This window comes from Streptomyces luteolus (assembly GCF_029968015.1).
GTDB classification, from domain to species: domain Bacteria; phylum Actinomycetota; class Actinomycetes; order Streptomycetales; family Streptomycetaceae; genus Streptomyces; species Streptomyces luteolus.
Window position 1 is genome coordinate 90326 of record NZ_JASCIS010000022.1, and the last position, 26032, is coordinate 116357.

Genomic DNA, 26032 nt, shown 5'->3' on the forward strand with positions numbered 1-26032 from the left:
GCTGCTCACGTCCCGCACGGTCGCGCACCTCCCGCCGCTCGTTACCCAGGGTAGGCCGGGCGGGGCGCCGGGCGGGAGGGGCGGGGTTCAGCCTCCGTACGGGTGCGGGTCGAGGTGGCTGAGCCGGTACGGGAACGCTTCGGGCATCTTGCGCCAGCCCTGGCCCTGGAACTGCACCGAGCACCACGAGCCGTCGGAGAACCCGATCTCGTGGCAGCCGCCGTGGTCGTCGCTGCGGTCCCGGATCCAGCTGACATGCCGCACGTCCAGGGACCAGCCGACCTCGACGCGGCGAGGGGTGCCTCGGAAGGACCCGGCGTGGGAGACGTGCACGAGCTGGAGGCGGCGGTCGGTGACCTGCATGACCGTGTCCGCGCCGTTCTTGGTGCGTGGGTGCAGGCCGCGGATGAGCTGCCCGGCGAGGCTGTCCCAGCCGCCGCTGAAGGGCTTGCCGGGGGGCTTCTTCTTGCCGTCGAACGGGTCCCAGGCCAGGTTGATGGTCGAGAGGATCAGGAAGACGTACGCCGGGGCCATGCACCAGCTGTACAGCGTGCGCCGCTCACCCCGCAGGCCGCGAGGGCGGCGGAATCTCCCGGGGCTCGGCGCCCGCATCGCCACGCAGGCCGAGTGCGCGCCACGCAAGACCTCACCCGCCGGTACCGCGACCCGCGCACGCTCGACCGCGACGCGCGTCCGGTCCCTTGCCCTGCCCACCTGAGGTCCTCCCCCGTCCACCTGGCGTTTTCACGGGGAATTCCATCACGTACAGCCCCGGATGGTCGATTCCGGTGCCAGGTAAGGGGGTTGGGAGGTGCGGTCAGGCTTCGAGCACCACGACCGCCTCGTCCGTGTACGCGAGAAACGTCAGCGTCTCGTGGAAGTAGAGGTCGATCTGGTGGGCGTCGTGGCTCGCGTAGCCGATGGCGACGTCCTGGCCTAGGCGGAGTTCGAAGTCGCCGCCGCGGGTGGAGAGGACGAAGCCGCCGCTGAGGGCGGGGGCCCAGATCGGGGTGCCGTCGAGCATGCGGGCGAGGTGGGCGGCGATCGGGTAGCCGTGGTCGGAGGTCTCGCTGACGGCTCTGTACTCCTCGGCGCCCAGGAGGAGTTGGTACGGGCCGTCGACCCCGGCGAGGCGGAGTTCGGTGAGGGCGCGGCTGACCGCGTCGGGGTAGTCGCGCGCCTCGGCCGGGAGGCTCACGACCGGGTTGGACGAGCAGGACCGCAACCCGTCGACCTGGGCGGCGGAGTACCCGTCGAAGATCGTGCGGTCCTCGACGTACGCCATGGTGCGCGCGGCGTCCTTCACGGGCTGCCAGTCGGAGTCCTGGGCGCCGCGGTCCACGTCGTCGACGGCGGCGCGGTCGACGGTGAACGGGACTCGGAGTTCGACCAGCGGTCTGCACTCGCGCAGCCGGGCGGTGACTCCGGGGGCGGGCGGGGTCATGTCGATGAGGTGGCCGGTGCCGACGGCGGAGAGCTGGGCGCCGCCGGCGTCGGGGACGTCGACGACGCGGCGGCCGGCGACGTGGCGGCGGAAGGTGCGGCGGGCCTCTTCCTCGATCTCGGCCCAGGCGGCCGGGGTGATCGGGGCGAGTTCGCGGTGCAGGTTGGTGACGGCGGGGGGCGTCATGGCGTTCCTTTCAGGCTTCCGATGCCGAGGGAGCCGCTGCGGACGGGCTGCGGGGCGGGCTCGGGTGCCTCGGCCGGTGCGGCGGGCTCGGCGAGTTCGACGGACTCGGTGGGCAGGACCGCCACGGCGGACGGGCCGGGGTCGGCGAGGGGGGCTCCGGCGGGTCGGGGCTCGGGGGCCCGCCCGGGCTCGGACGCGGAAGCGGAAGCGGAGGAGGACGGCGGGGCGGGGAAGTCCTCGAGCAGCTCGGCGCTGGGTACGAAGAAGAGGCCGCCGGTGACGGCCGTGGAGAAGTCGAGGATGCGGTCCGTGGTGCCGGGCGGATCGCCGATGAACATGTTGCGCAGCATCCGCTCGGTCACGTCGGGCGTGCGCCCGTAGCCGATGAAGTACGTGCCGAACTCGCCCTGGCCGATCCGGCCGAACGGCATGTTCTCGCGGACGATTTTCCGTTCCGTGCCGTCGTCGTCCTCGACCGTGGTGAGCGCGACGTGCGAGTCGGCGGGCTTGACGTCGTCGGACATCTCGACGTTGTCCGCCTTGCTGCGGCCGATGACGCGTTCCTGTTCCTCGACGCTGAGCGCGTTCCAGGCGGCCATGTCGTGCACGTACTTCTGCACGATGACGTAGGAGCCGCCCCGGAAGGGCGGGTCCTCGTCGCCGATGTAGACCGCGTCGTGGGCGGCGCCGCCCGTGGGGTTCTCGCTGCCGTCGACGAAGCCGAGGAGGTCGCGCGCGTCGAAGTAGCCGAAGCCGTGCACCTCGTCGACGACGGTGACGGCGTCGACGAGCGCGTCCAGGATCAGCCGGGCCAGCTCGAAGCAGAGGTCGAGGCGGCGGGCGCGCAGGTGGAAGAGGAGGTCTCCGGGGGTGGCCGGGGCGGCGTGCCGGGGGCCCTGAAGGGCTTCGAAGGGGTGCAGCTCGCGGGGGCGGGGCCCGGCGGCGAGGCGGTCCCAGGCGTCCGAGCCGATACCGGCGACACAGGAGAGGCCCTCGGCGGACTCGCGGAAGGAGACCGAGCGGATCAGCCCGGCCAGGTCCTGGAGCGTCTCGCGCACCGTGTCCTCGCCGCCGGGGTTCACGGTGGCGACCAGGAAGACCGCGGCCTTGGCGGGCGGGGTGATGACGGGTTGCGCTGCGACCATGGGACTCCCGTCGGAGAATGGCAGAGAACGTCGCCAAAGGGTGACAAAGCGGACCGATCGGTCGGCGCCAGCCTAGGTGCGGCCGACCGAGGGTGCAGCCCCGCGTACGCACCCCGAGGACCCCCGAGGCCCCCCGACCCCCGAGGACCGGACCGCCGGCCGGGGCGCCCGCCTTCGGGGGGCACCTCGCACCCGCACAGGGGCCCACCGCACTCGCACAGGGGCCACCGCACTCGTACAGGGGCCACCGCACTCGTACAGGGGCCACCGCACTCGCACAGGGGCAACCCCGCACCCGTACACGGAAGGGCTGAGAGTCTTGAGCATCGACGAGGAGCGACCGGACGTCCGGGAGCCCGAGGTGGGTCCCGCCCCCGACGGGCAGCCCGAGTTCCACCCGTACCACCACCCCGCCGCGGGCTGGGGCGCCGCGAAGAGCGTGACGTCGTTCCTCGTGCGCGAGCACGCGTTCGTGGACGGGCCACGGGCGATCATGAAGATGAACCACGAGCGGACCGGCTTCGACTGTCCCGGATGCGCGTGGCCCGACGACACCAAGGGCCTGCGTCTGGACATCTGCGAGAACGGCATCAAGCACGTCACCTGGGAGCTGACCCCGAAGCGGGTCGACCGCGCGTTCTTCGCCGCGCACACCGTGACGGAGCTGTTCGAGTGGAGCGACCACGACCTGGAGGACCAGGGCCGGCTGACCGAGCCGATGGTGTACGACCCGGACACCGACCACTACGTCCCGATCGGCTGGAAGGACGCGTTCGAGCTGGTCGGACGGCATCTGCGGGAGCTCGACGACCCGAACCGGGCCGCGTTCTACACCTCGGGCCGGCTCGGCAACGAGGCCACGTTCCTGTACCAGCTGATGGCCCGCGAGCTCGGCACCAACAACCTGCCGGACTGCTCCAACATGTGCCACGAGGCGAGCGGCCGGGCGCTCCGGGCCGCTCTGGGCACGGGCAAGGGGACCGTCGACCTCAAGGACTGGGAGTCCGCCGACGCGCTGTTCATCTTCGGCGTCAACGCGGCCTCCAACGCGCCCCGCATGCTGACGGCGCTGGCCGAGGCGTACCACCGCGGGGCGCAGATCGTGCACGTCAACCCGCTGGTGGAGGCGGCCGCGACGCGCACGATCGTGCCGCACGACTTCCTCGACATGGCCCGGTTCAAGACGACGAGGACGAGCACCCTCAACCTCCAGGTGCGGATCGGCGGCGACATGGCGCTGCTGCGCGGGATGGCCAAGGCGATCCTGGAGCAGTCGGCGCGGGACCCGAAGGCCCTGGACCCGGAGTTCATCGACCGGCACACCACGGGCTTCGACGCGTACCGCTCGCTCTGCGAGGCCACGTCCTGGGACGAGTTGGAGGAGCAGTCGGGCCTGAGCCGCGCCGACATCCTCGAGGCGGCACGCGTGTACGAGGAGGCGGACCGGTCCATCGTCAGCTGGTGCCTGGGCCTGACACAGCACGAGCACGGCGTCGACACGGTCCGGGAGATCGTCAACCTCCTTCTGCTGCGCGGCAATCTGGGCCGCGAGGGTGCGGGCCCCTCCCCCGTGCGCGGGCACAGCAACGTCCAGGGCAACCGCACCTGCGGCATCGACCACCGGCCCACCGAGGCGTTCCTCGACCGGCTCGCCGAGGTCTGCGGGATCGAGCCGCCCCGCGAGCACGGCCTGGACACGGTGGCCACGATCAAGGCGATGCGGAGCGGTGACGTGACGGTGTTCGTCGGCATGGGCGGCAACTTCGCCCTGGCGGCGCCGGACACGCCCGTCACGTACGAGGCGTTGCGCAACTGCGCGTTGACCGTGCAGGTCAGCACGAAGCTGAATCGCAGTCATGTGGTACACGGGAAGCGGGCGTTGATCCTGCCGTGCCTCGGCCGTACCGAGAAGGACCATCAGCGCAAGGGCGTCCAGCGGACCTCCGTCGAGGACTCGATGAGCATGGTGCATCTGTCGCTCGGCATGAGGCGGCCCGCGTCGGAGCATCTGCTCTCGGAACCGGCGATCGTCGCGGGCATGGCGCGCGCCGCGCTGCCGGAGAGCGAGACGCCCTGGGACTGGTACATCGAGGACTACGACCGCATCCGCGACACCATGGCCCAAGCACTCGACGGCTTCGAGGACTTCAACCGGCGGGTGCGGCTGCCCCTCGGCTTCCGCATCAAGCAGCCCGCCCGCGAGCTGGTCTTCCTCACCCCGTCGGGGCGCGCCGAGTTCTCCGCGGCTCCCCTGCCGAACGTCGTCCCCGAGCCGGGCACGCTCGCGCTGGGCACGATGCGCTCGCACGACCAGTGGAACACCACGATCTACTCCGACAACGACCGCTACCGCGGCATCAAGAACCTGCGCACACTCGTCTTCATGAACCGGGCCGACATGCGGGAGCGCGGTATCGACGAGATGGCGCCGGTGGACATCACGAGCACCGCGCGCGACGGCAGCGAGAGGTCGGTCGAGGGCTATCTGGCGGTGCCGTACGACATTCCGCGGGGCTGCGCGGCCGGATACATGCCGGAGATGAATGTGCTGTGCGCTCTCGGCGACTACAGCACGCAGAGCGATCAGCCGATCATGAAGCATGTACGGGTCACCGTCCGGCCCTCCGGGGGGAGTTGAGGAGGCGCGGCGCAGCCGCAGCCTTCAGGGGCGCGGGGCTGTGACAATTTGCGGCTACGCCGCGCGGGCGCGAGCAACCCCCACCAGCCCGCAGCCCGCGATGAGACCGCACGGGGCAGCCGGTCATCGGCCAGTTGCCCCGGTCAAGGCCAGCCTCGCGGCGGGCGTGCAGGAAAGCTGCGGCCGCGCTTAAGAAAACCTCGATGGACCCCGGGCCGCCCGTACGGAAGAGTCATGCGCGGCGGTGGGACGGCCGCCACCCCACCCATCGCTCTCCCCGTACCGGGCCGTGCCCTGCCCTGCCCGCGTGCGCGACGAGAAGGAGTCGAGCCGTTGAAGGCACTGGTCAAGGAGAAGGCCGAACCGGGACTGTGGCTCGCGGACGTGCCCGAGCCCGCCATCGGCACCGGCGACGTGCTGATCAAGGTGCAGCGGACCGGGATCTGCGGCACCGATCTGCACATCCGCGCCTGGGACGGCTGGGCGCGGTCGACGATCGCGGCGCCGCTCGTCGTCGGGCACGAGTTCGTCGGCGAGGTGGTCGAGACCGGCCGTGACGTGACCGGGATCGACGTCGGCGACCGCGTCAGCGGCGAGGGCCACCTGGTCTGCGGGACCTGCCGCAACTGCCTGGCCGGGCGGCGCCACCTGTGCCGCGCGACCGTCGGCCTGGGCGTGGGCCGCGACGGGGCGTTCGCCGAGTACGTGGCGCTGCCCGCGTCCAACGTATGGGTGCACCGGGTGCCCGTGGACCTGGACATCGCGGCGATCTTCGACCCGTTCGGCAACGCCGTGCACACCGCCCTGTCGTTCCCGCTGGTCGGCGAGGACGTGCTGATCACCGGCGCCGGGCCGATCGGCCTGATGGCGGCGGCGGTCGCGGCGCACGCGGGGGCCCGTAACGTCGTGGTCACCGACGTGAGCGAGGAGCGCCTCGAACTGGCCCGAAAAGTCGGCGTCAGCCTCGCCCTCGACGTGTCGCGGTCCACGATCGCCGACGGCCAGCGGCAGCTCGGCCTGCGCGAGGGCTTCGACATCGGCCTGGAGATGTCCGGCAACCCCGCCGCGATGCGCGAGATGCTCGCCAACATGACGCACGGCGGCCGGATCGCCATGCTCGGCCTGCCCGCGGAGGAGTTCGCCGTCGACTGGGCGCGCGTCGTCACCTCGATGATCACCATCAAGGGCATCTACGGCCGCGAGATGTTCGAGACCTGGTACGCGATGTCGGTCCTCCTCGAAGGCGGCCTCGACCTGTCCCCCGTGATCACCGGCCGGTACGCGTACACCGACTTCGACGCCGCCTTCGAGGACGCGGCGAGCGGCCGTGGCGGCAAGGTCATCCTCGACTGGACCGGCTGAGCCCGGCATCCCCTCGCGCCCTCAACTCCCCACTCCCCGAAGGACTTTCACCGTGTTCGAGAACGTACGAGACGACCTGCGCAGCACCCTCGACGAGATCACCGCGGCCGGGCTGCACAAGCCCGAGCGGGTCATCGGCACCCCGCAGTCCGCCAGTGTCGAGGTGACCGCGGGCGGCCGGCCCGGCGAGGTGCTCAACTTCTGCGCCAACAACTACCTCGGCCTCGCCGACCACCCCGAGGTCATCGCGGCCGGTCACGCGGCCCTGGACCGCTGGGGCTACGGCATGGCCTCGGTGCGCTTCATCTGCGGTACGCAGGAGGTGCACAAGGAGCTGGAGGCGCGGCTCTCGGCGTTCCTCGGCCAGGAGGACACGATCCTCTACTCCTCCTGCTTCGACGCCAACGGCGGTGTCTTCGAGACGCTGCTCGGCCCCGAGGACGCGGTGATCTCGGACGCCCTCAACCACGCCTCGATCATCGACGGCATCCGCCTCTCCAAGGCCCGCCGCTTCCGCTACGCCAACCGTGATCTGGCCGATCTGGAACGGCAGTTGAAGGACGCGTCCGAGGCGCGCCGCCGCCTGATCGTCACCGACGGCGTGTTCTCCATGGACGGCTACGTGGCGCCGCTCGCCGAGATCTGCGACCTCGCGGAGCGGTACGACGCGATGGTCATGGTCGACGACTCGCACGCCGTCGGCTTCGTCGGCCCCGGCGGCCGCGGCACGCCCGAGCTGCACGGCGTCATGGACCGTGTCGACATCATCACCGGCACCCTCGGCAAGGCCCTCGGCGGCGCGTCCGGCGGGTACGTCGCGGCGCGCGCGGAGATCGTCGCCCTGCTGCGCCAGCGCTCGCGCCCGTACCTCTTCTCCAACAGCCTCGCCCCGGTGATCGCGGCGGCGTCGCTCAAGGTCCTCGACCTGCTTGAGTCGGCGGGTGACCTGCGCGAGCGGCTCGCGGCGAACACCGAGCTGTTCCGCACCCGCATGACGGCGGAGGGCTTCGACGTCCTCCCCGGCGACCACGCCATCGCGCCCGTGATGATCGGCGACGCGTCGGTGGCGGGGCGGATGGCCGAGCTGCTCCTGGAGCGGGGGGTGTACGTGATCGGCTTCTCGTACCCGGTGGTCCCGCAGGGCAAGGCCCGGATCCGCGTCCAGCTGTCGGCGGCGCACTCCACCGAGGACGTGAACCGGGCCGTGGACGCCTTCGTCGACGCCCGGGCGCGGCTCGGCTGACCGGTTTGGGACAATCGGATACATGATCGAAGCGCGGCGGCTGCACATCCTCCGGGCGGTGGCCGACCACAGCACCGTGACGGCGGCCGCCGCCGCGCTCTACCTCACGCCCTCCGCGGTCTCCCAGCAGCTCACGGCCTTGGAGCAGGAGACGGGCCACAAGCTGGTCGAGCGGGGCGCGCGGGGTGTCCGGCTCACCGCGGCGGGCGAGATCCTGCTGACCCACACCAACGCCGTCCTCGCGCAGCTGGAGCGGGCGGAGGCGGAGCTGGCCGCGTACAGCACGGGCGAGGCGGGCACGGTGACGTTGGCCTCGTTCGCGACCGGCATCGGCCTGGTCGTCGGCCCGGCCCTCGGGCACCTCGCAATCACATCCCCCGGCATCCGGGTCCGCGTCCAGGACACCGAGGGCGACGCGAGCCTGCCGATGCTGCTCGACCGGCGGATCGACGTCGCGGTCGCGGTGGAGTACCGCGGCGCGCCCGGCGCGGACGACGACCGCATCACGCGCGTACCGCTCTACGCGGAGCCCTTCGACGCGGTGCTTCCGGCCACGCACCGGCTCGCGGACTCGGAGTGGATCCGGCTCGGGGATCTGGCCCAGGACACATGGATCGGCCCCTACCCCGGCAACCCGTGCCACGACGTGGTCGTCCTCGCCTGTGAACACGCGGGCTTCTCCCCGCAGTTCGAGCACTCATCGGACGACTTCCGCGCGGTGGTCGCCCTCGCGTCGGCGGGCGCGGGCGTAGCCCTGGTCCCGCGCTCGGCACTGCGCGGGGCGGACCTGGCGGAGGCGGCGGTACGCCCGGTGGACGCGGTGGCCCCGGAGCGGAAGGTGTTCGCGGCGGTACGGCACGGGGCGGAGGCGCATCCGCTGATTCGCCCGGTGCTTGACGCGCTGCGTCGGGCGGCTGCGGGCTGAGGCGCGCTCCTTTCCCCTCCCCGCCCCTTCCCGAAAGCTTGCAGCGGCTGACTGTCGGCTTACCCGCCGTCGTGGCTGGTCGCGCAGTTCCCCGCGCCCCTTTCGGGGCACGAAACTCACCGCCGTACCCGAGGCATCCCCAACCCGATCCAAGAGATGATCTCCCGCTGAATCTCGTTGTTCCCCCCACCGAAGGTGAAGATCACCGCGGACCGGTAGCCGCGCTCCAGCTCACCGTGGAGGACCGCCCCCGCAGACCCCTCCTTCAGCGGGCCCGCCGCAGCCACGACCTCCATCAGCCACGCGTACGCGTCACGCCGCGCCTCGGAGCCGTACACCTTGACCGCCGAGGCGTCCTGCGGGGTGAGCGTGCCGTTCTGGACGGCGCTCACCATCTGCCAGTTGAGCAGCTTCATCGCGTCGAGCTTGGCGTGTGTCCGGGCCAGGCGCTGCCTGACCCAGCCGAGGTCGAGCACCCGGCGCCCGTCGGCGAGCTTCGTGCCGGCGGCCCAGCGCTGGACATCGTGCAGGGCGCGGATCGCCATCGTGCCGTGCGCGGCGAGCGTGACGCGTTCGTGGTTGAGCTGGTTGGTGATCAGGCGCCAGCCCTTGTTCTCCTCGCCGACGCGGTGCGCGACGGGCACGCGGACGTTCTCGTAGTAGCTGGCCGTCGTGTCGTGCGAGGCGAGGGTGTTGATGACGGTGCAGGAGTAGCCGGGGTCCGAGGTCGGCACCAGGAGCATGGTGATGCCCTTGTGCGGCGGTACGCCCTCCTCGGGGACGGTGGTGCGCACGGCGAGCCACACCCAGTCGGCGGTGTCGCCGTTGGTGGTCCAGATCTTCTGGCCGTTCACTGTGTAGTGGCCGGTGGCCGTGTCGCCCTCGCGCACCGCCTTCGTCCGCAGCGCGGCGAGATCGGTGCCCGCCTCGGGTTCGCTGTAGCCGATGGCGAAGTCGATCTCACCGGCGAGGATCTTCGGCAGGAAGTACGCCTTCTGCTCGTCGGTGCCGAACTGCATGATCGTCGGGCCGACGGTGTTGAGCGCCATCAGCGGCAGCGGGACCCCGGCCTGCGCAGCCTCGTCGAAGAAGATGAACTGTTCCATCGGGGTCAGGCCCCGGCCCCCGTACTCCTGGGGCCAGCCCACGCCCAGCCATCCGTCGCCGCCGAGCCGGCGCACGGTCTCGCGGTAGAACCGCTTCTGCTCGGCGGGGTCCTCGTAGCGCGCGTAGGCCTGATCCGGTACGAGCTCCGCGAAATAGGCGCGCAGCTCGGTGCGCAACCGCTTTTGCTCAGGCGTGTATTCGAGGTGCACGGCCCCTCCAGACTCTCGCGGTCCTGCGGCGGCGCACACGGTAGAACGTGTTTCAAGAATAGGGAAGAGGCAGGCCGCACGCGTCAAGTCCCTTGCATCCGGGCGGTGTTGGGGTGTCGACCGCCCCAACTCCCGTACCACTACTGTGCGTAGTCGACGCTGACGCGAGCCTTATGTGGCGCCGAAGCGGCGTCCGTACCGACGGAACACGCTTACGAATGCCCTGAGCGGGAATGATGCCTTCGACACGGTCGCGCTCCCCCAGCTGACGGGGGGCCACAGGCGCCGGAGCAGCCGCCGACGCCACTCCCTTTTCGTCACTCCTCGTATAAGGAGCTGAGTCTTCCAGGTGGGCCATGAAGTTCTCTGAGCCGGCCTTCGGCCTCCAGCACCGCTCAGTGGGCGAGACACTCGTGCTCGTCCTTTACGGCGAGATCGACGCATGGGCCCATCAGGTACTGGCGCCACGCCTGACGGGTCTGCTCGTCGAACTGCCCTGGCGTGAAGTCGTCGTGGACCTCCGTCCGGTGACCTTTCTGGACGCGAGCGGGCTGCGGCTGCTCGTCCGCATCAGACGCCATTGCACGGCACGCGACGTCCAGGTGCGGCTTGTCCGCGGCATCCCCCGAGTCCGCCGCGTCCTGCTGCTCACCGGGCTCGAACCGTGCTTCTCGAACTGGGAGGCGCTGCCGCCCGAGCTGGACGCGCCACGCGAGCCGTGCGCCGCGTGCGGCGCGCCGCCCGGATCGGGCGCGGCGGGGCTTTCGAGCAACGGCGCGCACCGCACCATCCCTTGACGGGACTGACGGGATTGAGGGGACTGACGGGACTGACGGGATGTCACGCAGACCGAACCTCCGACGACCGACCCCGACCCCGACCCCGACCCCGACTCCCGAGGTTCCCCGCGTCAACCCCGCCACGCCGAGGCGGAGATGACCAACTCCGTTTATTTGCAGCGGAGTTAGGGGAGTAACGCCCACGGCACATCTCTTCACACAACCTCCTCCCGAGGTGTCCTGAAGACACCTTGTTCCGCCAACTCCCCGCGTCTAATACTGCGTTCAGCACTCGAGCATCAGGAGTCACAAGCGCACAGCTTGGCCCGATCGGTCGAAACGCTCGGGCACTGACGGGGGAAACTGATCAAGTGCGCGTGGTGCCGCGTCCGGCCAGACGCGGCGGCGCGCGGCGTGGTGTCACATCCCTCTGCCGCCTCTTGGTGCCTGTCAACCGGTGCCTGAGAAGGGATAGGAGGGGGAATGCCGACGCATGCAGTGAGCGCTGCCAAGCCGACGTATCCCGGCGTTTACGTCGAAGAGCTTCCCAGCAGTGCCCGCACCATCTCGACCATCACGACCTCGGTGACCGCGTTCGTGGGACACACCCGGCGCGGCCCGCTCAACGAGCCGGTGCGCATCACCAGCTTCGCCGAGTTCGAGCGCCGCTTCGGTGGCCTGAGCTCGCAGAGCGCCGTCGGCTACGCGGTGCACCAGTTCTTCGGCAACGGCGGCACCGTCGCCGTGATCGTCCGGGTCGCCAAGGCCCGCAGCGGCAAGGCGGCCTGCGTCACCCTGGAGTCCACCGAGGGCCGCAGCGAGTGCCCCGTCCTCGAAGTGCACGCCAAGGAACCCGGCCTCTGGGGCAACGGCCTGCGCGTCGCCGTCGACTACGACACGCCCTGCCCCGAGGAGACCTTCAACCTGCGCGTGTACGACGCGCGCGGCAGCGCCCGCGAGGCCTTCACCGGCCTGTCCATGGACGCCTCGCACGGCCGGTACGCACCCACGGTGATCAACTCCGGTTCCCGGCTGATCCGCGTGGAGGCGCTCGACGAGGGCCGGCCCGACCCGTCGGGTACCGTCTCCAAGCCATTCGGTCATGAACTCCCCGACCTGGCCGTCGACCTGACGGTGAAGATCGGCGAGGTGGAGCGCGAGTTCACGCTGTACGACCCGGACTGCGACGGCGAGGCGCCGTGCAACGTCACCGAGCTCGCCCAGCTCCTTGAGCGCAAGCTGCGGGCCCTGCCGGACGCGCCCGGCAAGCACGCCTTCGCGGGCGCCGAGGTCACCGCCTTCGGCCGCCGCGTCCAGGTCGTCGCGGGCTCCACCGACCCCGAGGACGTCGTCCGCTTCGTCGGCGAGTGCGCCAACGACCTGGGCCTCGAAGCCTCCGTCAATCCGCCCGTCTTCCCGCTGGAGGGCGGCGAGGACGGCGACCCGCCCGGGCCGCGCGACCTCATCGGCAGCGAGTCCGGCAAGACCGGCATCCAGGCCCTGCGCGACGAGCCCGACGTCAACCTCCTCGCACTGCCCGAGCTGGCCGCGTACGAATCGGTCGAGGACATCCTCACCGTCGTGTCGGCCGCGCAGCGGCTGTGCCAGGAGCGGCGGATCTTCCTGCTCGTGGACGCGCCCAGTACCTGGGTCAGCGTCGACACCGCGCGGGCCGGGCTCGCCGCGTTCGAGCCGGTGCGCGGCAACCACGCGGGCCTGTACTTCCCGCACATCCAGCTCACCGACCCGCTCACGGGCCGGCTGCGCTCCTTCCCGCCGTCCGGCGCCATCGCGGGCGTGTTCGCGCGTACGGACGCGGAGCGCGGCGTGTGGAAGGCCCCGGCCGGCACCGAGGCGCGGCTCGCGGGCGTGCACTCGCTCACGGTCAAGCTCACCGACCGGGAGAACGGCCTGCTCAACCCGCTGGGCGTGAACTGCCTGCGGACCTTCCCGATGGCCGGCCCGCTGGTCTGGGGCGCGCGCACCCTGGAGGGCTCCGACGCCCTGGACAGCGAGTGGGCGTACGTGCCGGTGCGGCGGCTCGCGCTGCACGTCGAGGAGAGCCTGCACCGCGGACTGCAGTGGGTCGTGTTCGAGCCGAACGACGAGAACCTGTGGCAGCAGATCCGCCTCAGCGCCTCCTCGTATCTGCACAACCTGTTCCGGCAGGGCGCCTTCAAGGGCGGCACGCCCCGCGAGGCGTACTTCGTCAAGTGCGACCACGACACGACGACGGACGACGACATCGCGAACGGAGTGGTGAACGTGCTCGTCGGCATCGCGCCGGTGAAGCCCGCCGAGTTCGTGATCGTCAAACTCCAGCAGACGGCCGGCCAGTTCGCGCTCTGAGACCTGCGGAACGAGCCTGCAGAACGAGCCCTGCAGAACGAACCCTGCAGATCGAGAAGGAATCCCGATGCCTGAGTTCACAGTCAACGCCCAACGATTCGATCCGTACAAGAATTTCAAGTTCCTGGTCCTGTGGGACGGTCGGACGGTCGCGGGCATCAGCAAGATCAGCCCGCTGAAGCGGACCACCGAGGTCGTCAAGCACCGGCACGGCGGCGACCCCAGCTCGCCGCGGAAGTCGCCGGGCCGCTCCGAGTTCGAGGGCGTCACCCTGGAGCGCGGCGTCACGCACGACCCCGAGTTCGACCGCTGGGCCAACAAGGTCTGGCAGGTCGGCGCCGGGCTCGGCTCCGAGGTGTCGCTCGCCGACTTCCGCAAGGACATCGTCATCCAGGTCCTCAACGAAGCCGGTCAGGTGGCCGTCTCGCACAAGCTGTACCGCAGCTGGCCGAGCGAGTACCAGGTGCTCGGCGAGATGGACGCCAACGCCAACGCGGTGGCGATCCAGTCGCTGAAGCTGGAGTGCGAGGGCTGGGAGCGGGACTACGAAGTCCCAGAACCGCAGGAGCCCTCCTTCCTCAACCCGGCCTGATAAAGGGCCGGTTGAGGTTTGAGGGAACGGCACCACCAGCACAGTCGGGGCGACGCGGTATAAGAAACGGGGGCGGGCAAGGTGAGCGCACAGGCCGCCGACCTCCTGGCCACCTGGGAGGCCGGTCTCGGGCAGGACGGCTTCGGCCGTGCCCTGCTCCTGCACCGCACCGCCCGCCCCGAGTTCGCCGGGGACAGCGGGGCGCTGCTCGCGCTGCCCGTCGGGGCGCGCGAGGCCGATCTGTTCGCGCTGCGCCGGGCTCTTTTCGGGGACCGTATGCAGGTGCGGCTCGACTGCTCCGCGTGCGGAGAGGACCTCGAATTCGACCTGGACGCCGGGGAGTTCGCCCGCTCTCCCGCCCCGGCCGACGACGGGGCGCTGAGCATCTCCGACGGCCCTTGGAAGGTGGAGTTCCGGCTGCCGGCCGTCGCCGATCTGGCGGCGGCGGCCCGGCGGCCCGACCCACGGCGTGCGCTGCTCCACAGCTGCGTGACGGCGGTCGTACGCGACGGGGAGCCGCTGCCCGTCGACTCGCTGCCCGCCGCACTGGAGCGGCGCGTCGCCGAGGCCGCCGAGGCCGCCGACCCGGCGGCCGACGTGAACCTCACGATCAGCTGCCCCGAGTGCGCCACGGCCACCCGCTCCGAACTCGACATCGCCTCCTACCTGTGGACCGAACTGGACGCCTGGGCCCGAGACGTACTTCTCGACGTCCACCTCCTGGCCACCGCCTACGGCTGGAGCGAACCCCAGATCCTGGCGCTCAGCCCGCTGCGGCGCCGCTACTACCTGGAGCTGTGCGCACCATGACCGACTCCACCGGGGCGTCCCGCGACCGTGACCCCGACTTCCTCGACCGGCTGCTCGCCCGGCACCGGCCGGCCGCTCCGGCGCGCCCCGGTGTCGTACGCGTCCAGCCACGCCTGGCTGGTCCCTTCGAGCGCGCCGAGGCGGTACGCGGGGGCGCGGAAGAGCCGGAGGGGACGGCACCTCTGTGGCCGACCGCAGCTCAACACCCCGCTTCGAAAGGGGAGTTGGGGGCACCCCTACGCGAAGTGCGGCAGTTGACCGAGCGGGAGCGGACCGTCGTCCGCACAGAGCGGGACCGCGCGGCGGAGCCCGCGCGGGAACCGCGCCCGGCGGCCCCCGCCGCCCTCCCCGCGCCGCTCCTTCGCCCCGCGGCCGCCGCCGCGCCCCGGCTGCGGCCCGTACCGGACGCGACACGCCGTACGGACAGCGACGCCGATTCGGCGGTCCGGCGCGACACGCCCGCGCCCGTCCGCCCCTCGGCCGCCGACCGCACCGCCACGCCCGGCCCCGCCACTCCCCTGCGCCCCAGCGGCGTCGACACGGCGGCCGCCCGGGAGGCCGTACGGCAGAGCGGTGCGCGACGCCGGGGGCAGCCCCCGGAGCAGGTCGTGCAGGTGCAGATCGGGCGCCTTGAGGTCACCGCCGGGGGGCAGGCGCCCACGGCCCGGCGCCCGGCCGCGCGGGAGCGGCGCGAGGCGACGGTGAGCCTCTCCGACTACCTGGCACGGGGGCGCGAGTGAACGACGCCGTACACGTACGCACGGTGGAATCCGTAGGGCACGAGGGACGCGAGGAACCGACCCCATGAGCAACGCACTTGCCATCGCCCACGTCACCCAGGCCCTGGCCCTGCTCATCGAGGCCAACCTGCAGCCCGAGATCGACATGGCCGTGAAGGTCGAGCCGCGCAAACCCCCGGCCGACCCGCCGACCGAGCCGACGATCACCGTGTTCCCGTACCAGGTCACGCCCAACACCTCGCAGCGCAACAACGACCTGCCCACGCGGGCCTCGGACGGCACGCTCCTCAAGCGGCCCGCCGCCGCGCTCGACGTGCACTTCCTGATCAGCGCGTACGGCGAGGAGAGCGAGCTCGTCGGACAGCGGCTGATCGGTTCGGTGGTGCGGACGCTGCACGAGATACCTGTCCTTCCCGCCGATGTCATCGAACTCGCCGGGGAGCGGCCGTACTTGGTCGGCAGCGACCTGGCCGAGGCGGTGCAGCGGGTGCGGTTCACGCCCACGGTCATGGACATCGACGAGACGTCCAAGCTCTGGGGCATGCTGCACCAGACGCCGTACACGCTGTCCGTGGTGTATCAGGCGGCGCTGATCTTCATCGAGGGGCGCGAAGTGCCGCGGTCGCCGCGGCCGGTGGAGCGGCACACCGTACGGGTGGCGCCGTTCGGGGCTCCGGGGGCGCCGGAACGGCCGGGGAGGTCCGGGCCGTCTCCCGAGCCGCCTTCCGGGCCGGCAGCCGCCGACACGCCCGAGGCCGAGGTTCCCGGGACCTCACCGGACGAGTCCGACACGCCCAGGAAGGCTCCGGCCACGGCTGATGCGCCGGCGAAGGCTCCGGCCAAGCGGTCGGCGAAGAAGGCCGCTTCCTCTTCCCGTGCCACCGGAGGCTCCCGTACGACCGGAGGCTCCGGTACGTCCGGCACATCTCGTACCCCCCGTCCCCCCCGTACCCGCAAGCGCGCGCAGTCCGACTCGGACACGGACCCCGGCACCGGCACCGGCACCGGCTCGGACGCGGAGAGCTGAGGCGAGGGCGTGGCGAATTCCGGGGCAGGTGAGGACATGGCGGCGGGCGGCAGCGGCGACTCGGCGCACATACGCGGCGGCGCGCTGCCGCTGACCGCCGAGATCGCCCGCGTACTGGCGCGCATCGACGCGCACGCGGCGCGGTCGGGCGGCCGCGACGCGCGGGAGGACAAGGGTCGGACCGGCGGGCTCACCGAAAACCCGCTCCCGGACACCACCCCCGCCGTGTCCACCGCCTCCGTGCCCCTCACCGCGCTCGCCACCTGCTTCGGGCTCTCCACGTTCGAGCGGGACCTCGTACTCCTCACCGCCGCCCAGGAGTTGGACCCGACCACGGCCGCGCGGTGTGCCGCCGCGAGCGGGGATCCGGAGCGGGCGTACCCGACGTTCTCCCTTGCGCTCGCCGCGCTGGCCGAGCCGCACTGGAGCGCGCTCACGCCGGTCGCGCCGCTGCGCCGCTGGCGGCTGCTCGACCTGGAGGACGACACCCGTCTGACGACCTCCCGGCTCCGGCTCGACGAGCGGATCCTGCACTTCCTGCTCGACTCGCCGTACCTGGACGCCCGGCTGCACGGCCAGTTGCGCCGCGCCCCGGTGCCGGACACGCTGCCGCCGTCGTACGACCTGGCCGCGAGCCGGCTCGCCGGGGCGTGGACGGCGGGGGCGCGGCCCGACACGCCGATGCTCGTGGAGGTGGTCGGCGGGGACCTGCGCAGCCGCGCCGACATCGCGGCAGCGGCGGCGGCGCGTTCCGGGCTAGGCCTGTACGCGATGGCCGCCGACGACATCCCGACGGACGCCGCCGAGCGCGACCGGCTCGCCCGGCTCTGGCAGCGCGAGGCGATCCTGCTGCCCGCGGCGCTCCTGGTCGAGGTCGGCGAGTTGGACCGGGACCAGCACGCGGCGACCGACGCGTTCCTCGCGGGCGCGGCCGTGCCGATGGTGGTGTCCAGCCCCGACCCCCGCCGCACGGAACAGGCGCGCGGCGAGCGCGTGACCGTGCCGCGCCTCGACGACGAGGAGCAACTCGGCCTGTGGGCGGGCGCGTTCGAGGGTGTGACGGACATGGACGAACACGAACTGCGGTCCCTGGTGGCCCAGTTCCAGCTGCCGCCGCATGTCGTGCGTACGGCCGCGTCGATCGTCGGTCGCGACACGCCGGGACTGACCGCGGACGACGCGACCGACCCCGCGCGACTCGCCTGGAACGCCGCCCTCGAAGAGGCCAGGATCGGCATGGACGAGCTGGGCCGCCGTATCGAACCGGAGGCGGGCTGGGGCGATCTGGTGCTGCACGAGCGGCAGACGAGTGTGCTGCGGGAGATCGTGGCGCACGTACGGCAGCGGGCGACCGTGCACCAGGAGTGGGGCTTCGCGGCGACGCTGCGGCGCGGCCTCGGTGTGACCGCGCTGTTCGCGGGCGGCTCGGGCACCGGCAAGACGCTCGCGGCCGAGGTGATGGCGAAGGAACTGGGCCTCGACCTGTTCATCATCGACCTGTCGCAGGTGGTGTCGAAGTACATCGGCGAGACGGAGAAGAACCTGCGCAAGGTCTTCGACGCGGCCGAACGCGGCGGCGCGCTCCTGCTGTTCGACGAGGCCGACGCGCTGTTCGGCAAGCGCAGTGAGGTCAAGGACAGCCACGACCGGTACGCGAACCTGGAGGTCAGCTACCTCCTGATGCGCATGGAGGCGTACCGGGGCCTGGCGATCCTCACCACGAACATGAAGAAGGCCCTGGACACGGCGTTCATGCGCCGCATCCGCTTCGTGGTCGACTTCCCGTTCCCCGCCGAGCACGAGCGCGCGGAGATCTGGCGCCGGGTGCTGCCGCCGCAGACCCCGACGAAGGGCGTCGACCCGGCCCTCCTCGCCCAACTCACCGTCGCGGGCGGCTCGATCCGCAACATCGCCCTGTCCGGCGCGTTCCTCGCCGCCGAGGAGGGCGACCGGCTGCAGATGCGGCACATGCTGGCGGCGGCCCGTACGGAGTATCTGAAGCTGGAGCGCTCCTTGACGCCGACGGAGGTCCGCGGATGGGTGTGAACGGTGCACATCGCGACAGGCCGGCCGAGCCGCGGGAGATCCGCGTCGACATCGGCGAACTGGTCCTGGACGGCTTCGGGCCGTCGGTGGACGCCGGGCGCGTATCGGCCTCGTTCGAGCGGGAGTTGACCCGTCTCGTACGCGAACACGGAGTGCCGCTCGCGGCCGACGGCGGCCTGTCCGTGGACGCGCTGTCCGGGCTCCCGCCGCTGCCGGCGGGGTTGTCGGCGCGCCGCCTGGGCCAGGAGCTGGCGCGCGCGGTGCACTCGGGGTTGTCGGGGCGCGGGGAGGTGGCACGGTGACCACGTCCGCATCGCAGGACGCGCAGGCGGCGGATCAGGCCGCGGCGGAACGCCGCCGCAAACGCAAGGAACGCGCCGCGAAGAACCGGGCGCCCGAGCCGAAGAACATCGTCAGCGGCGCGGGCCAGCCCCTCGACGCGGGCGTACGCCGGGAGTTGGAGGAACAGCTCGGCCACGACCTCGGCTCCGTACGGCTGCACACGGACCGGGACGCGGGCACGCTCACCGAGCTGCTCGGCGCGGACGCGGTGGCGGTCGGGCAGGACGTGTTCTTCGGCGAGGGCAAGTACCAGCCGGGCACGGAGCAGGGGCGTGCGCTGCTCGCGCATGAGCTGTTGCACACGATCCAGAACCCGCACGGCCTGGGTGCGCTGCGCGCGGGTCGTGACCTGGGCGCGGTGAGTCTGGCGCAGCAGGCGATCGAGCGGGAGGCGGAGTCGGCGGCGCAGGCGCTGGTGGAGCCCACGTCGACGGAGCGGGCCGAGGGGGACGGGGCGGCCGTCGACGTCGAGGAGGGCCAGGGCACTCCTGGGTGGCTGCGGTACGCGACGGTCGACGCGGACCGCAGTCGCGCCGAGCAGATCGACCCGTCGTCCCTGGTGGACCGCCTGGCGAACGACGTGGTGCGCTCGCTGCGCGGCGACCCGGAGGACCTGTCGAAGCGGACCCGCCGGCGGCTTGCCCGGCTGCCCGAGGAGTTCGTCGACGAAGTTCTCGTACGCCTCGAGAACCGGCTGCTCGGCTCGGAGCACGACCGGGTGCTCGACTTCATCGACGAGATCGAGGCGCAGGGCGAGCTGGGCGCCGACTCGGCGGAGTGGGCCGCGCAGGACGCCCCGGCCGTCGAGGCGGACACGGCGGGCGAGTTGCGGGCGGACCGTACCGCCGAGCAGGAGACGGCCGCGGAGTCGCAGGCCGAAGAGGAACGGCCGGACGCGGCGCCGGGCCCGGAGAAGGACCGGGCCGTAGCGGACGGCGCGCAGGGCAGCACACCGCAGAACGGCGGTACGCCGCGGAGCGGGAGCACCCCGCAGGGCGCGGATGCGCCGCGCGGGGGCGAGGAGGACCAGCGGGAGGAACGGCCCGACTCGGCGGCGGAGAGCGGCGGCGGCTCACGGTCACCGGAGCAGACCGGCGGCAAGCAGGAGCAGGGCGGCGAGCAGGGGGCCCAGGAGTCCGAGGCGCCCGATCAGGAGACGTCGGGCGGTGCCTCCAAGGGCGGCGAGCAGCAGGAGTCCGGCGCGAAGGACTCCCAGCAGAGCGGCTCCGACAAGGGCGGCTCGGGCAAGAACGGCTCCGACAAGGGCGGCAAGGACGACGCCGGCAAGGAGGAGAAGGCCGGCGAGCAGGGTGCGGAGCAGCCGGAGCAGCAGGCGGCGGAGGCAGAGAGCAAGGAGGAGTCGGCCGCCAAGAACCGTCCCGGCGCGGCCGACGCGCTCGCGGCGGGTCAGCGGGCGAAGGAGGAGGACAAGGCCGGGGCGAAGCAGCCGGAGGGCTCTCCCGCAGTGGGCCGGGACACTCAACTCCCGGGCAGGACCAGCAGGTTGGACGCCGTACGCAACCAGGACCTGCTGGACGACGAGGAGCGGGCGGACGAGGACCCGTTCGGGTCGGGCAGCGTCTCCGAGGTGGACGTCGGCGGCGCCGAGAAGAGTGCCTGGGACACCAAGCTGGCCCCGGAGGACTACCTGCCGGAGAAGGACCTCGACGTGTCCGGCGTGCCCACCGCCGACAAGATCGGCCCCGACTCGGCCAGTACGGCCCGGGCCCCGACGTTCCCTGCTCCCCCGCCGACCAAGGCCGAGAAGGTGCAGGCGGAGCGGGACGCGGAGGACGCCGAGGACGAGCAGGCCGAGGCCGAACCGGAGGCGGTGGAGGCGGAGGGGGCCGCGGAGCCCGAGCCGTCGGTCGAGACGGAGGGCGGCCCCGAGGGCGACGAGCGGGCGGGCTTGGAGGGCGCCGACCAGCGTCCTGGTCCGGGCTCACCGTCGAAGGACCCGAAGGACGGGGCCGACCCGAAGGACGGTCCGGCCGCCGCGCAGCGGGTGGCGCAGGAGGCACCGGGCAGGACGGAGGGCGGCGGCGAGGCCAAGGAGCCCGCGGCCAAGGAGGAGAAGGGCTCCCCGGCCGCGGGCGACAAGGCGGGGGCGGCCCCGGAGAAGGGTTCCCAGCAGGCGGCGGGCGGTACGGCGGCCGCCTCGGAGACGGCGGGCAAGGGCGGGGAGTCCAAGAAGGACGAGCAGAAGAACGACGGCCAGCAGAAGTCGGAGTCGGACCTCGCGTCCAAGGGTCAGGCCGAGCAGGGCGGCGGCGACTCGGCGGGCCAGGCCGACGGTAAGCAGCAGGACGACAAGTCCCCGTCCCCCGCACGGGATTCACATGTCACCGGCGGCTCGAACGGGGCCGAGACGGGCGGCGCGAGCAGCTCGGCGGAGTCCGGGGCGGCGCAGGGCTCGGGTGCCGAGAAGGAGACGCGGGCTGCGTCGCCCAAGGCGACCCCGAAGGAGTCGGAGCCCGCGCCGAAGGACCCACCGAAGCGTACGGCGCAGGAGACGAAGGCGCGTAAGGAAGAGCCGGCCGCGAAGGACGAACCGGCAGCCGCGTCGCCCAAGGCGGCCCCCGCGCCCAAGGCGCCGGGCGGCGGGGGTGGCGGGGGCGGTGGCGGTGGCGGTGGCGGTGGCGGTGGCGGTGGCGCCAAGGGAGCCGCTTCCGGCAAGGGCAAGAGCAAGGACTCGCCCCCGGCCCCGAACCTGTCCCAGGTGTCGCCGGAGGCCGGCCTGTCGTCGGCGTCAAAGCTGAAGCCGCACAGGGCTCTTGAGGCGATGGGCGGCGTGGGCGGTTCGGTGGACCGTACGGTCGGCGACGAGCACAAGAAGCTCGCCTCGGCGCCGCCGAACGTGGAGCGTCCGGCGGGCTCGCCGCAGACCTTGGAGGGGAAGCCGAAGACCGACGCGCCCGCCCAGTACAACGAAGACGCGGCGAAGAAGTCCGACGCGCCCAAGGACGAGAAGGCCGAGGTCAAGGGAGCGAAGAACCCCGAGGGCCAGATCGAGGCCGAGAAGATGGAGGAGCCCGGCGGCTGGGACACCTTCATGATGGGCCTGGGCTTCGTCGGCGGGAAGCTCGTGAACGGGATCGCGAGCGTTTTCGGCGCCGACGAACCCGTGGTGGACGAGCAGAAACTGGCCGCCAAGTTCGCCGGTCTGCCGACGGGGGACGACGCCCTCAAGGAGGCCAAGTCGGGCCAGGCGCCGGGCGTGGAGATGAAGGGCGCCGCGGACGACAAGGCCAACGAGCAGGGCGAGGCGGTCGACAGCAAGGGCCAGGAAGCGGTCGAGACCGGCCGGGACGACGCCGGCCGCTCGATGGGCGAGGACCAGGTCTACCCCGACGCGCCCAAGGAGCAGTTGAAGGCCAAGGTGCCGGGCGGCGAGGCCGGCAAGGGCGGGGTGCGTACGGGCAAGGCGTCGACGGGCGCGGTGCCCGCGGAGGCCGCGTCGAAGGTGGCCGAGCACGACCGGAAGGCCGAGTTCCAGGGGGCGTTCAGCAAGGGCGCGCAGGGCGTGTCCGAGGGGCGCAAGACCAAGGACCAGGGCTTCCGCGAGTCGGAGCAGAAGCAGAAACGGCAGGTCAAGACCGAGGTAGCGAAGAGCACCAGGGAACAGGCGGACGAGCGCGCGAAGGCCAAGGCCGAGGTCAAGACGGAGCGCGGCACGTGGCGTACGGACCAGGACGCGGAGCTCAAGAAACTCGGCACCAAGAAGTCGGAGCGCCACAAGAAGGCCCGTACGGACGTCGAGGACGAAGAGAAGAAGACCGACGAGAAGGCGAAGACGGAGGAGAAGGAGAACGACGGGAGGATCCAGAGGAGGGGCAAGCAGGGCGAGGACGAAGCCAAGAACCACACCAAGACCGCGGCGAACGAGTCGGGGAACTGGGTCTCGAAAGCCTTCGACTGGCTCAAGAAGAAGGTCATCGAGATCAAGAACAAGATCGTCGAGGCCATCAAGGCCGCTCGTAGGGCGATCGTCGAGAAGATCAAGGAGTTCAAGGAGCGGGTCGAGGGCTGGATCAACGCGGCCCGCAAGGCGATCGTCGAAGCGGTCAAGGAACTCATCAAGGACCTGATCGAGTTCGCGAAGAACCTGGTCAAGGCGATCGTCGAGCTGGCCAAGCGGATCTGGAAGCTCATCACGGACCTGGTCGCCGCGGCGATCGCGTTCGTCACCAAGCTCGCGGCTGCCCTGAAGAAGGCGATCACGGACCTGCTCGACCGAATCGCGAAGGCGTTGAGCAGCATCCTGAGCGTCCTGAAGAAGATGCTCATGGACGTGGTCAAGGCCGTTGTGGACGCGATCAAGACGGTCCTTGAGTACGCGTCCAAACTCCTGGGCGCCCTGGGCGAGTTCATGATGATCGCGGTCGACTTCATGTCGGACCCGGGCGGCTGGCTCAGCGGCGCGAAGAACTCGGCGGTGGACGGCGCGAAGAACCATCTGTTCCGCGAGGTCAAGTCCGCTGTGAAGGACTGGTTCCAGTCCAAGATCGAAGAGATCATCGGTGTCCCGAAGGCCATCCTGGACAAGCTCATCAAGGGTGGCTACAGCCTGGAGAAGATCGCCAAGGAGACCTGGGACGCGATCGTCCCGATGCTGCCCTTCATCATCGGCGAGATCGTCATCACGAAGGTGATCGCGAAGCTGATCCCCGGCGCGGGCTGGGTGATGGCTGTCATCGACGCGATCAAGACGGCGATCGGCGCGCTCAGCGAGATCCTGCGTGCGATAGGCGCGGTCATCGAGTGGCTGAAGTCGGTCCGCAGGGGCGGCGCCGGCGTGCTCTTCGCGAAGGCGGTGGCGGCCGGGATCGTGGCCCTCCTTGAACTCGCGTACGAGGCTCTGCTCAGCGGCATCGGCAAGTACGTCTCGAAGGTCGGCCGCCGCTTGAAGGGCGTGGCGCAGAAGCTCGGCAAGGACAAGGGCGGCAACGGGGAGAAGGGCAAGGACGGTTCGGGCGGGGACGACGACAAGGGTAAGAAGCCCGGCCAGGACGGAAAGGCAGGCGACAAGCCGAAGGACGAGAAGCCGACGACGAAGGACGGCAAGGGCGACCGCCCCGGCGACAAGGACACTCCGGCCAAGCCAGGCCCGTCCACCATGCCGCCCGGCAGGAGGCCCGCGTCGAAGCCGGACCCGAAGAAGCCGGCGCCCCCGAAGGACAAGGACGACAAGGGCGACGGCAAGAAGGACGCCCCGTCGAAGCCGGGCACGGACAAGAAGGACGACGACAAGCCGGACACCCGCCCGACCCCGTCCCCGAAACCCAAGCCGAAGCCGAAGCCGAAGCCGAAGCCTGACCCGGACACGAAGCCGAAGACGGACCCGGCTCCAGGAACAAAGCCGAAGGACGACAAGGGCAACCCGGACAAACCCAAGGACGACAACGACACGTCCACCCAGCCGAAGGACAAGGACGGCCCGGGCAAGCCCAAGGATCAGGACGGTTCAGGCAAGCCCAAGGATCAGGACGGTTCGGGCAAGCCCAAGGACAAGGACGCGCCGGGCAAGCCGAAGGACCAAGACGGCTCAGGCAAGCCCAAGGACAAGGACGGCGACAAGCCGAGCAAGCCGAAGGACAAGGACGGCCCCGGCAAGCCGAAGAACAAGCCGGGCACGAAGCCGGGCGTACGCAAGGGGCCTGGGAAGACAGGGCCGAAGCCGGGGAAGAGCGGGCCTGGGCGGCCAAAATCCAAGGAAGACAAGGACAGGAAGAAGAAGGAGGAGGACTCCAAGGAGTCTAAAGATGCGCGGCTGCGGAAGATCGTGGCCCGGATACGCCCGCTGGTGCGAACGATGCTGCGCCGGGGGGTTCGAAAGGGCATTCTCAACACGGCACTTGGAGGCCTACGACGGGCCTACCGTCTGACTGAACTTACTCTCGAGTCAGGGGCGGGCGCGGCCAAATCCATCACGGCCACGCTCAACCCGTCTGCCAGCGTCGAGGAAGCCGCTGAGGTCCTGCGGGCCTTGGAGATCGTCAGCCACGTGGAGAAGCGCATGGAGGAGGTGCTGGCGAAGCGGAATCGAAAGCTGACACAGAACGGCCCGATAGTGGATCCCGAGGAGGGCAAGGAAGGACCTGTATCCGTTCGAGATCGGGCCATGGTCGCAGACGAGGACACGGACGCCCTCAGCATTCACGCCGCCATGAAGCAGGCAAAGGAAGAGAATCGGGTGAACCGACGGAAAAGGACACCCGAGCAACGGGCGGAAGAGCAAGCCAACCAGCAGGGAGTTCAGCCCAAGAGTCTCCAGCTCGGAACCAGCTCGGTACAGCTTTCCATACTCAACCGCATGGGCGACCCTGGAGGAATCTGGAAGGCGGTCGACCCAGCGACCGACAAACTTTCGGAGGACGCAGCCACTTACGCCCAGCTCCTCGGCGGCCTGGCCAACGACATGGACCCCGGAACCTTCAGGAACACCATCACCGCAATCGAGAAGGGGAAATTCAGCACCCTTCCGAGAGATATCAACAGCACGAACGTGGCCCTCCTGGTGTTCATCCGAATGAGCGCCGAGGGCCAACGCCGTCCAGCCTCCGCGCATATCGCCAAATCCGAGTTCGAACGCCTCAAAGATCCCAAACGGGACACTCGCAAAGAGCTGGAATCCATTGCAGCACGCGGCCCCATGGTCGCAGAGGCAGCCAAACTCGCGTCGACTAAACTCGGACAGACGCTTCGCGACCTTTCCAACGTCGAGGGCGCGGACAAGAGGTTGGCTTTCGCCAAGCGTAGAACCCGAGGACTGGACAGACTCACTCCTGCCAACTACCGAGATGCACGCTCCGACCCGAAGGCCAAGAATCCGTGGAACCGGGAGGATCTGCGCGGGAAGACAAATGACGAACTCCGCGAAATCCTCGAAACCCCCCGCGAGCTCCTGCAAAAGCTGACGAGCTCCATCGAGCAATCCCTCGAAGAGCTGATGATCCCCGCTGATAAAGCAAAGGACCTAGCAGCCAGCGAAGTGGCGGAGAAGGTGGATGAACTCCTCGTCAGGTGGGGGTGGCTCGATGACAGCGATATCCGTAAGAAGTAAGAACAGAGAGGCAACAGCATGCCGA

18 protein-coding genes are annotated in these 26032 nt (G+C 70.8%); 14 read left to right on the forward strand and 4 right to left on the reverse strand.

Annotation, left to right across the window (positions count from 1 at the left end; genetic code table 11):
* Positions 1-87: 87 nt before the first annotated feature.
* On the reverse strand, positions 88-534 hold the full coding sequence (locus tag QIT00_RS22120; RefSeq protein WP_282537075.1) for a hypothetical protein: 447 nt from the start codon (positions 532-534) through the stop codon (positions 88-90).
* On the opposite strand from QIT00_RS22120, the gene QIT00_RS22125 reads away from it, so the two are divergent.
* On the forward strand, positions 533-718 hold the full coding sequence (locus tag QIT00_RS22125; RefSeq protein ID WP_282537076.1) for a hypothetical protein: 186 nt from the start codon (positions 533-535) through the stop codon (positions 716-718). The genes QIT00_RS22120 and QIT00_RS22125 overlap by 2 nt on opposite strands.
* A gap of 99 nt (positions 719-817) precedes the next feature.
* Here the strand turns inward: QIT00_RS22125 and QIT00_RS22130 are convergent, their stop codons facing one another.
* Complete coding sequence (locus QIT00_RS22130; RefSeq protein ID WP_282537077.1) at positions 818-1630, reverse strand: family 1 encapsulin nanocompartment shell protein; 813 nt, start codon at positions 1628-1630, stop codon at positions 818-820.
* Positions 1627-2775: a Dyp-type peroxidase gene (locus tag QIT00_RS22135; protein ID WP_282537078.1), complete on the reverse strand. Its 1149-nt coding sequence runs from the start codon at positions 2773-2775 to the stop codon at positions 1627-1629. The genes QIT00_RS22130 and QIT00_RS22135 overlap by 4 nt, the downstream gene beginning before the upstream one ends.
* A gap of 319 nt (positions 2776-3094) precedes the next feature.
* Between QIT00_RS22135 and QIT00_RS22140 the strand changes: the two genes are divergently transcribed.
* The 4 genes from QIT00_RS22140 to QIT00_RS22155 all read left to right on the forward strand — a co-directional run bounded on the left by QIT00_RS22140 (position 3095) and on the right by QIT00_RS22155 (position 8943).
* Positions 3095-5413, forward strand: a complete 2319-nt coding sequence (locus QIT00_RS22140; RefSeq protein WP_282537079.1) for an FdhF/YdeP family oxidoreductase — start codon at positions 3095-3097, stop codon at positions 5411-5413.
* Between the two features lie 333 nt (positions 5414-5746).
* Complete coding sequence (gene tdh, locus QIT00_RS22145) at positions 5747-6775, forward strand: L-threonine 3-dehydrogenase (RefSeq protein ID WP_282537080.1); 1029 nt, start codon at positions 5747-5749, stop codon at positions 6773-6775.
* Between the two features lie 52 nt (positions 6776-6827).
* Entirely contained in the window at positions 6828-8018 is a 1191-nt protein-coding gene (locus QIT00_RS22150; protein ID WP_282537081.1) for a glycine C-acetyltransferase, read from the forward strand.
* Positions 8019-8040: 22 nt separating this feature from the next.
* Positions 8041-8943, forward strand: a complete 903-nt coding sequence (locus QIT00_RS22155) for a LysR family transcriptional regulator (protein ID WP_282537082.1) — start codon at positions 8041-8043, stop codon at positions 8941-8943.
* Between the two features lie 116 nt (positions 8944-9059).
* Here the strand turns inward: QIT00_RS22155 and QIT00_RS22160 are convergent, their stop codons facing one another.
* Positions 9060-10259 (reverse strand): acyl-CoA dehydrogenase family protein, encoded by a 1200-nt coding sequence (locus QIT00_RS22160; protein ID WP_282537083.1) that lies wholly within the window; start codon positions 10257-10259, stop codon positions 9060-9062.
* Between the two features lie 356 nt (positions 10260-10615).
* Here QIT00_RS22160 and QIT00_RS22165 point away from each other — a divergent pair, with 356 nt between their 5' ends.
* The 9 genes from QIT00_RS22165 to QIT00_RS22205 all read left to right on the forward strand — a co-directional run bounded on the left by QIT00_RS22165 (position 10616) and on the right by QIT00_RS22205 (position 26007).
* Complete coding sequence (locus QIT00_RS22165; protein WP_282537084.1) at positions 10616-11056, forward strand: STAS domain-containing protein; 441 nt, start codon at positions 10616-10618, stop codon at positions 11054-11056.
* 465 nt (positions 11057-11521) lie between these two features.
* The gene (locus tag QIT00_RS22170) at positions 11522-13387 is read left to right on the forward strand and encodes a phage tail sheath family protein (RefSeq protein WP_282537085.1); all 1866 of its coding nucleotides are present in this window, start codon (positions 11522-11524) and stop codon (positions 13385-13387) included.
* 67 nt (positions 13388-13454) lie between these two features.
* Complete coding sequence (locus tag QIT00_RS22175; RefSeq protein WP_282537086.1) at positions 13455-13979, forward strand: phage tail protein; 525 nt, start codon at positions 13455-13457, stop codon at positions 13977-13979.
* 81 nt (positions 13980-14060) lie between these two features.
* On the forward strand, positions 14061-14789 hold the full coding sequence (locus QIT00_RS22180) for a T4 family baseplate hub assembly chaperone (RefSeq protein WP_282537087.1): 729 nt from the start codon (positions 14061-14063) through the stop codon (positions 14787-14789).
* Positions 14786-15529 (forward strand): hypothetical protein, encoded by a 744-nt coding sequence (locus QIT00_RS22185; RefSeq protein ID WP_282537088.1) that lies wholly within the window; start codon positions 14786-14788, stop codon positions 15527-15529. The genes QIT00_RS22180 and QIT00_RS22185 overlap by 4 nt, the downstream gene beginning before the upstream one ends.
* 64 nt (positions 15530-15593) lie before the next feature.
* Positions 15594-16556 carry a DUF4255 domain-containing protein gene (locus QIT00_RS22190; protein ID WP_282537089.1) on the forward strand — a complete coding sequence of 321 codons (963 nt, stop codon included), beginning with the start codon at positions 15594-15596 and terminating at the stop codon, positions 16554-16556.
* A gap of 36 nt (positions 16557-16592) precedes the next feature.
* The gene (locus tag QIT00_RS22195) at positions 16593-18602 is read left to right on the forward strand and encodes an ATP-binding protein (RefSeq protein WP_282537112.1); all 2010 of its coding nucleotides are present in this window, start codon (positions 16593-16595) and stop codon (positions 18600-18602) included.
* Positions 18593-18904, forward strand: coding sequence for a hypothetical protein (locus QIT00_RS22200; protein ID WP_282537090.1), 312 nt, complete (start codon positions 18593-18595; stop codon positions 18902-18904). Before QIT00_RS22195 ends, QIT00_RS22200 begins: the two co-directional genes overlap by 10 nt.
* A complete protein-coding gene (locus QIT00_RS22205; protein WP_282537091.1) occupies positions 18901-26007 on the forward strand; it encodes an eCIS core domain-containing protein in 7107 nt (2368 codons plus the stop codon). Before QIT00_RS22200 ends, QIT00_RS22205 begins: the two co-directional genes overlap by 4 nt.
* Positions 26008-26032 lie beyond the last annotated feature (25 nt).

Excerpts from the sequence above, each read along its gene's own strand:
- QIT00_RS22155 (WP_282537082.1), top strand. The coding sequence starts at position 8,041 with ATGATCGAAGCGCGGCGGCTGCACATCCTCCGGGCGGTGGCCGACCAC.
- QIT00_RS22170 (WP_282537085.1), top strand. The coding sequence starts at position 11,522 with ATGCCGACGCATGCAGTGAGCGCTGCCAAGCCGACGTATCCCGGCGTT.
- QIT00_RS22135 (WP_282537078.1), bottom strand. The coding sequence starts at position 2,775 with ATGGTCGCAGCGCAACCCGTCATCACCCCGCCCGCCAAGGCCGCGGTC.
- QIT00_RS22175 (WP_282537086.1), top strand. The coding sequence starts at position 13,455 with ATGCCTGAGTTCACAGTCAACGCCCAACGATTCGATCCGTACAAGAAT.
- QIT00_RS22200 (WP_282537090.1), top strand. The coding sequence starts at position 18,593 with ATGGGTGTGAACGGTGCACATCGCGACAGGCCGGCCGAGCCGCGGGAG.
- QIT00_RS22125 (WP_282537076.1), top strand. The coding sequence starts at position 533 with ATGCACCAGCTGTACAGCGTGCGCCGCTCACCCCGCAGGCCGCGAGGG.
- QIT00_RS22185 (WP_282537088.1), top strand. The coding sequence starts at position 14,786 with ATGACCGACTCCACCGGGGCGTCCCGCGACCGTGACCCCGACTTCCTC.
- QIT00_RS22190 (WP_282537089.1), top strand. The coding sequence starts at position 15,594 with ATGAGCAACGCACTTGCCATCGCCCACGTCACCCAGGCCCTGGCCCTG.
- QIT00_RS22195 (WP_282537112.1), top strand. The coding sequence starts at position 16,593 with ATGGCGGCGGGCGGCAGCGGCGACTCGGCGCACATACGCGGCGGCGCG.
- QIT00_RS22165 (WP_282537084.1), top strand. The coding sequence starts at position 10,616 with ATGAAGTTCTCTGAGCCGGCCTTCGGCCTCCAGCACCGCTCAGTGGGC.
- QIT00_RS22130 (WP_282537077.1), bottom strand. The coding sequence starts at position 1,630 with ATGACGCCCCCCGCCGTCACCAACCTGCACCGCGAACTCGCCCCGATC.
- QIT00_RS22120 (WP_282537075.1), bottom strand. The coding sequence starts at position 534 with ATGGCCCCGGCGTACGTCTTCCTGATCCTCTCGACCATCAACCTGGCC.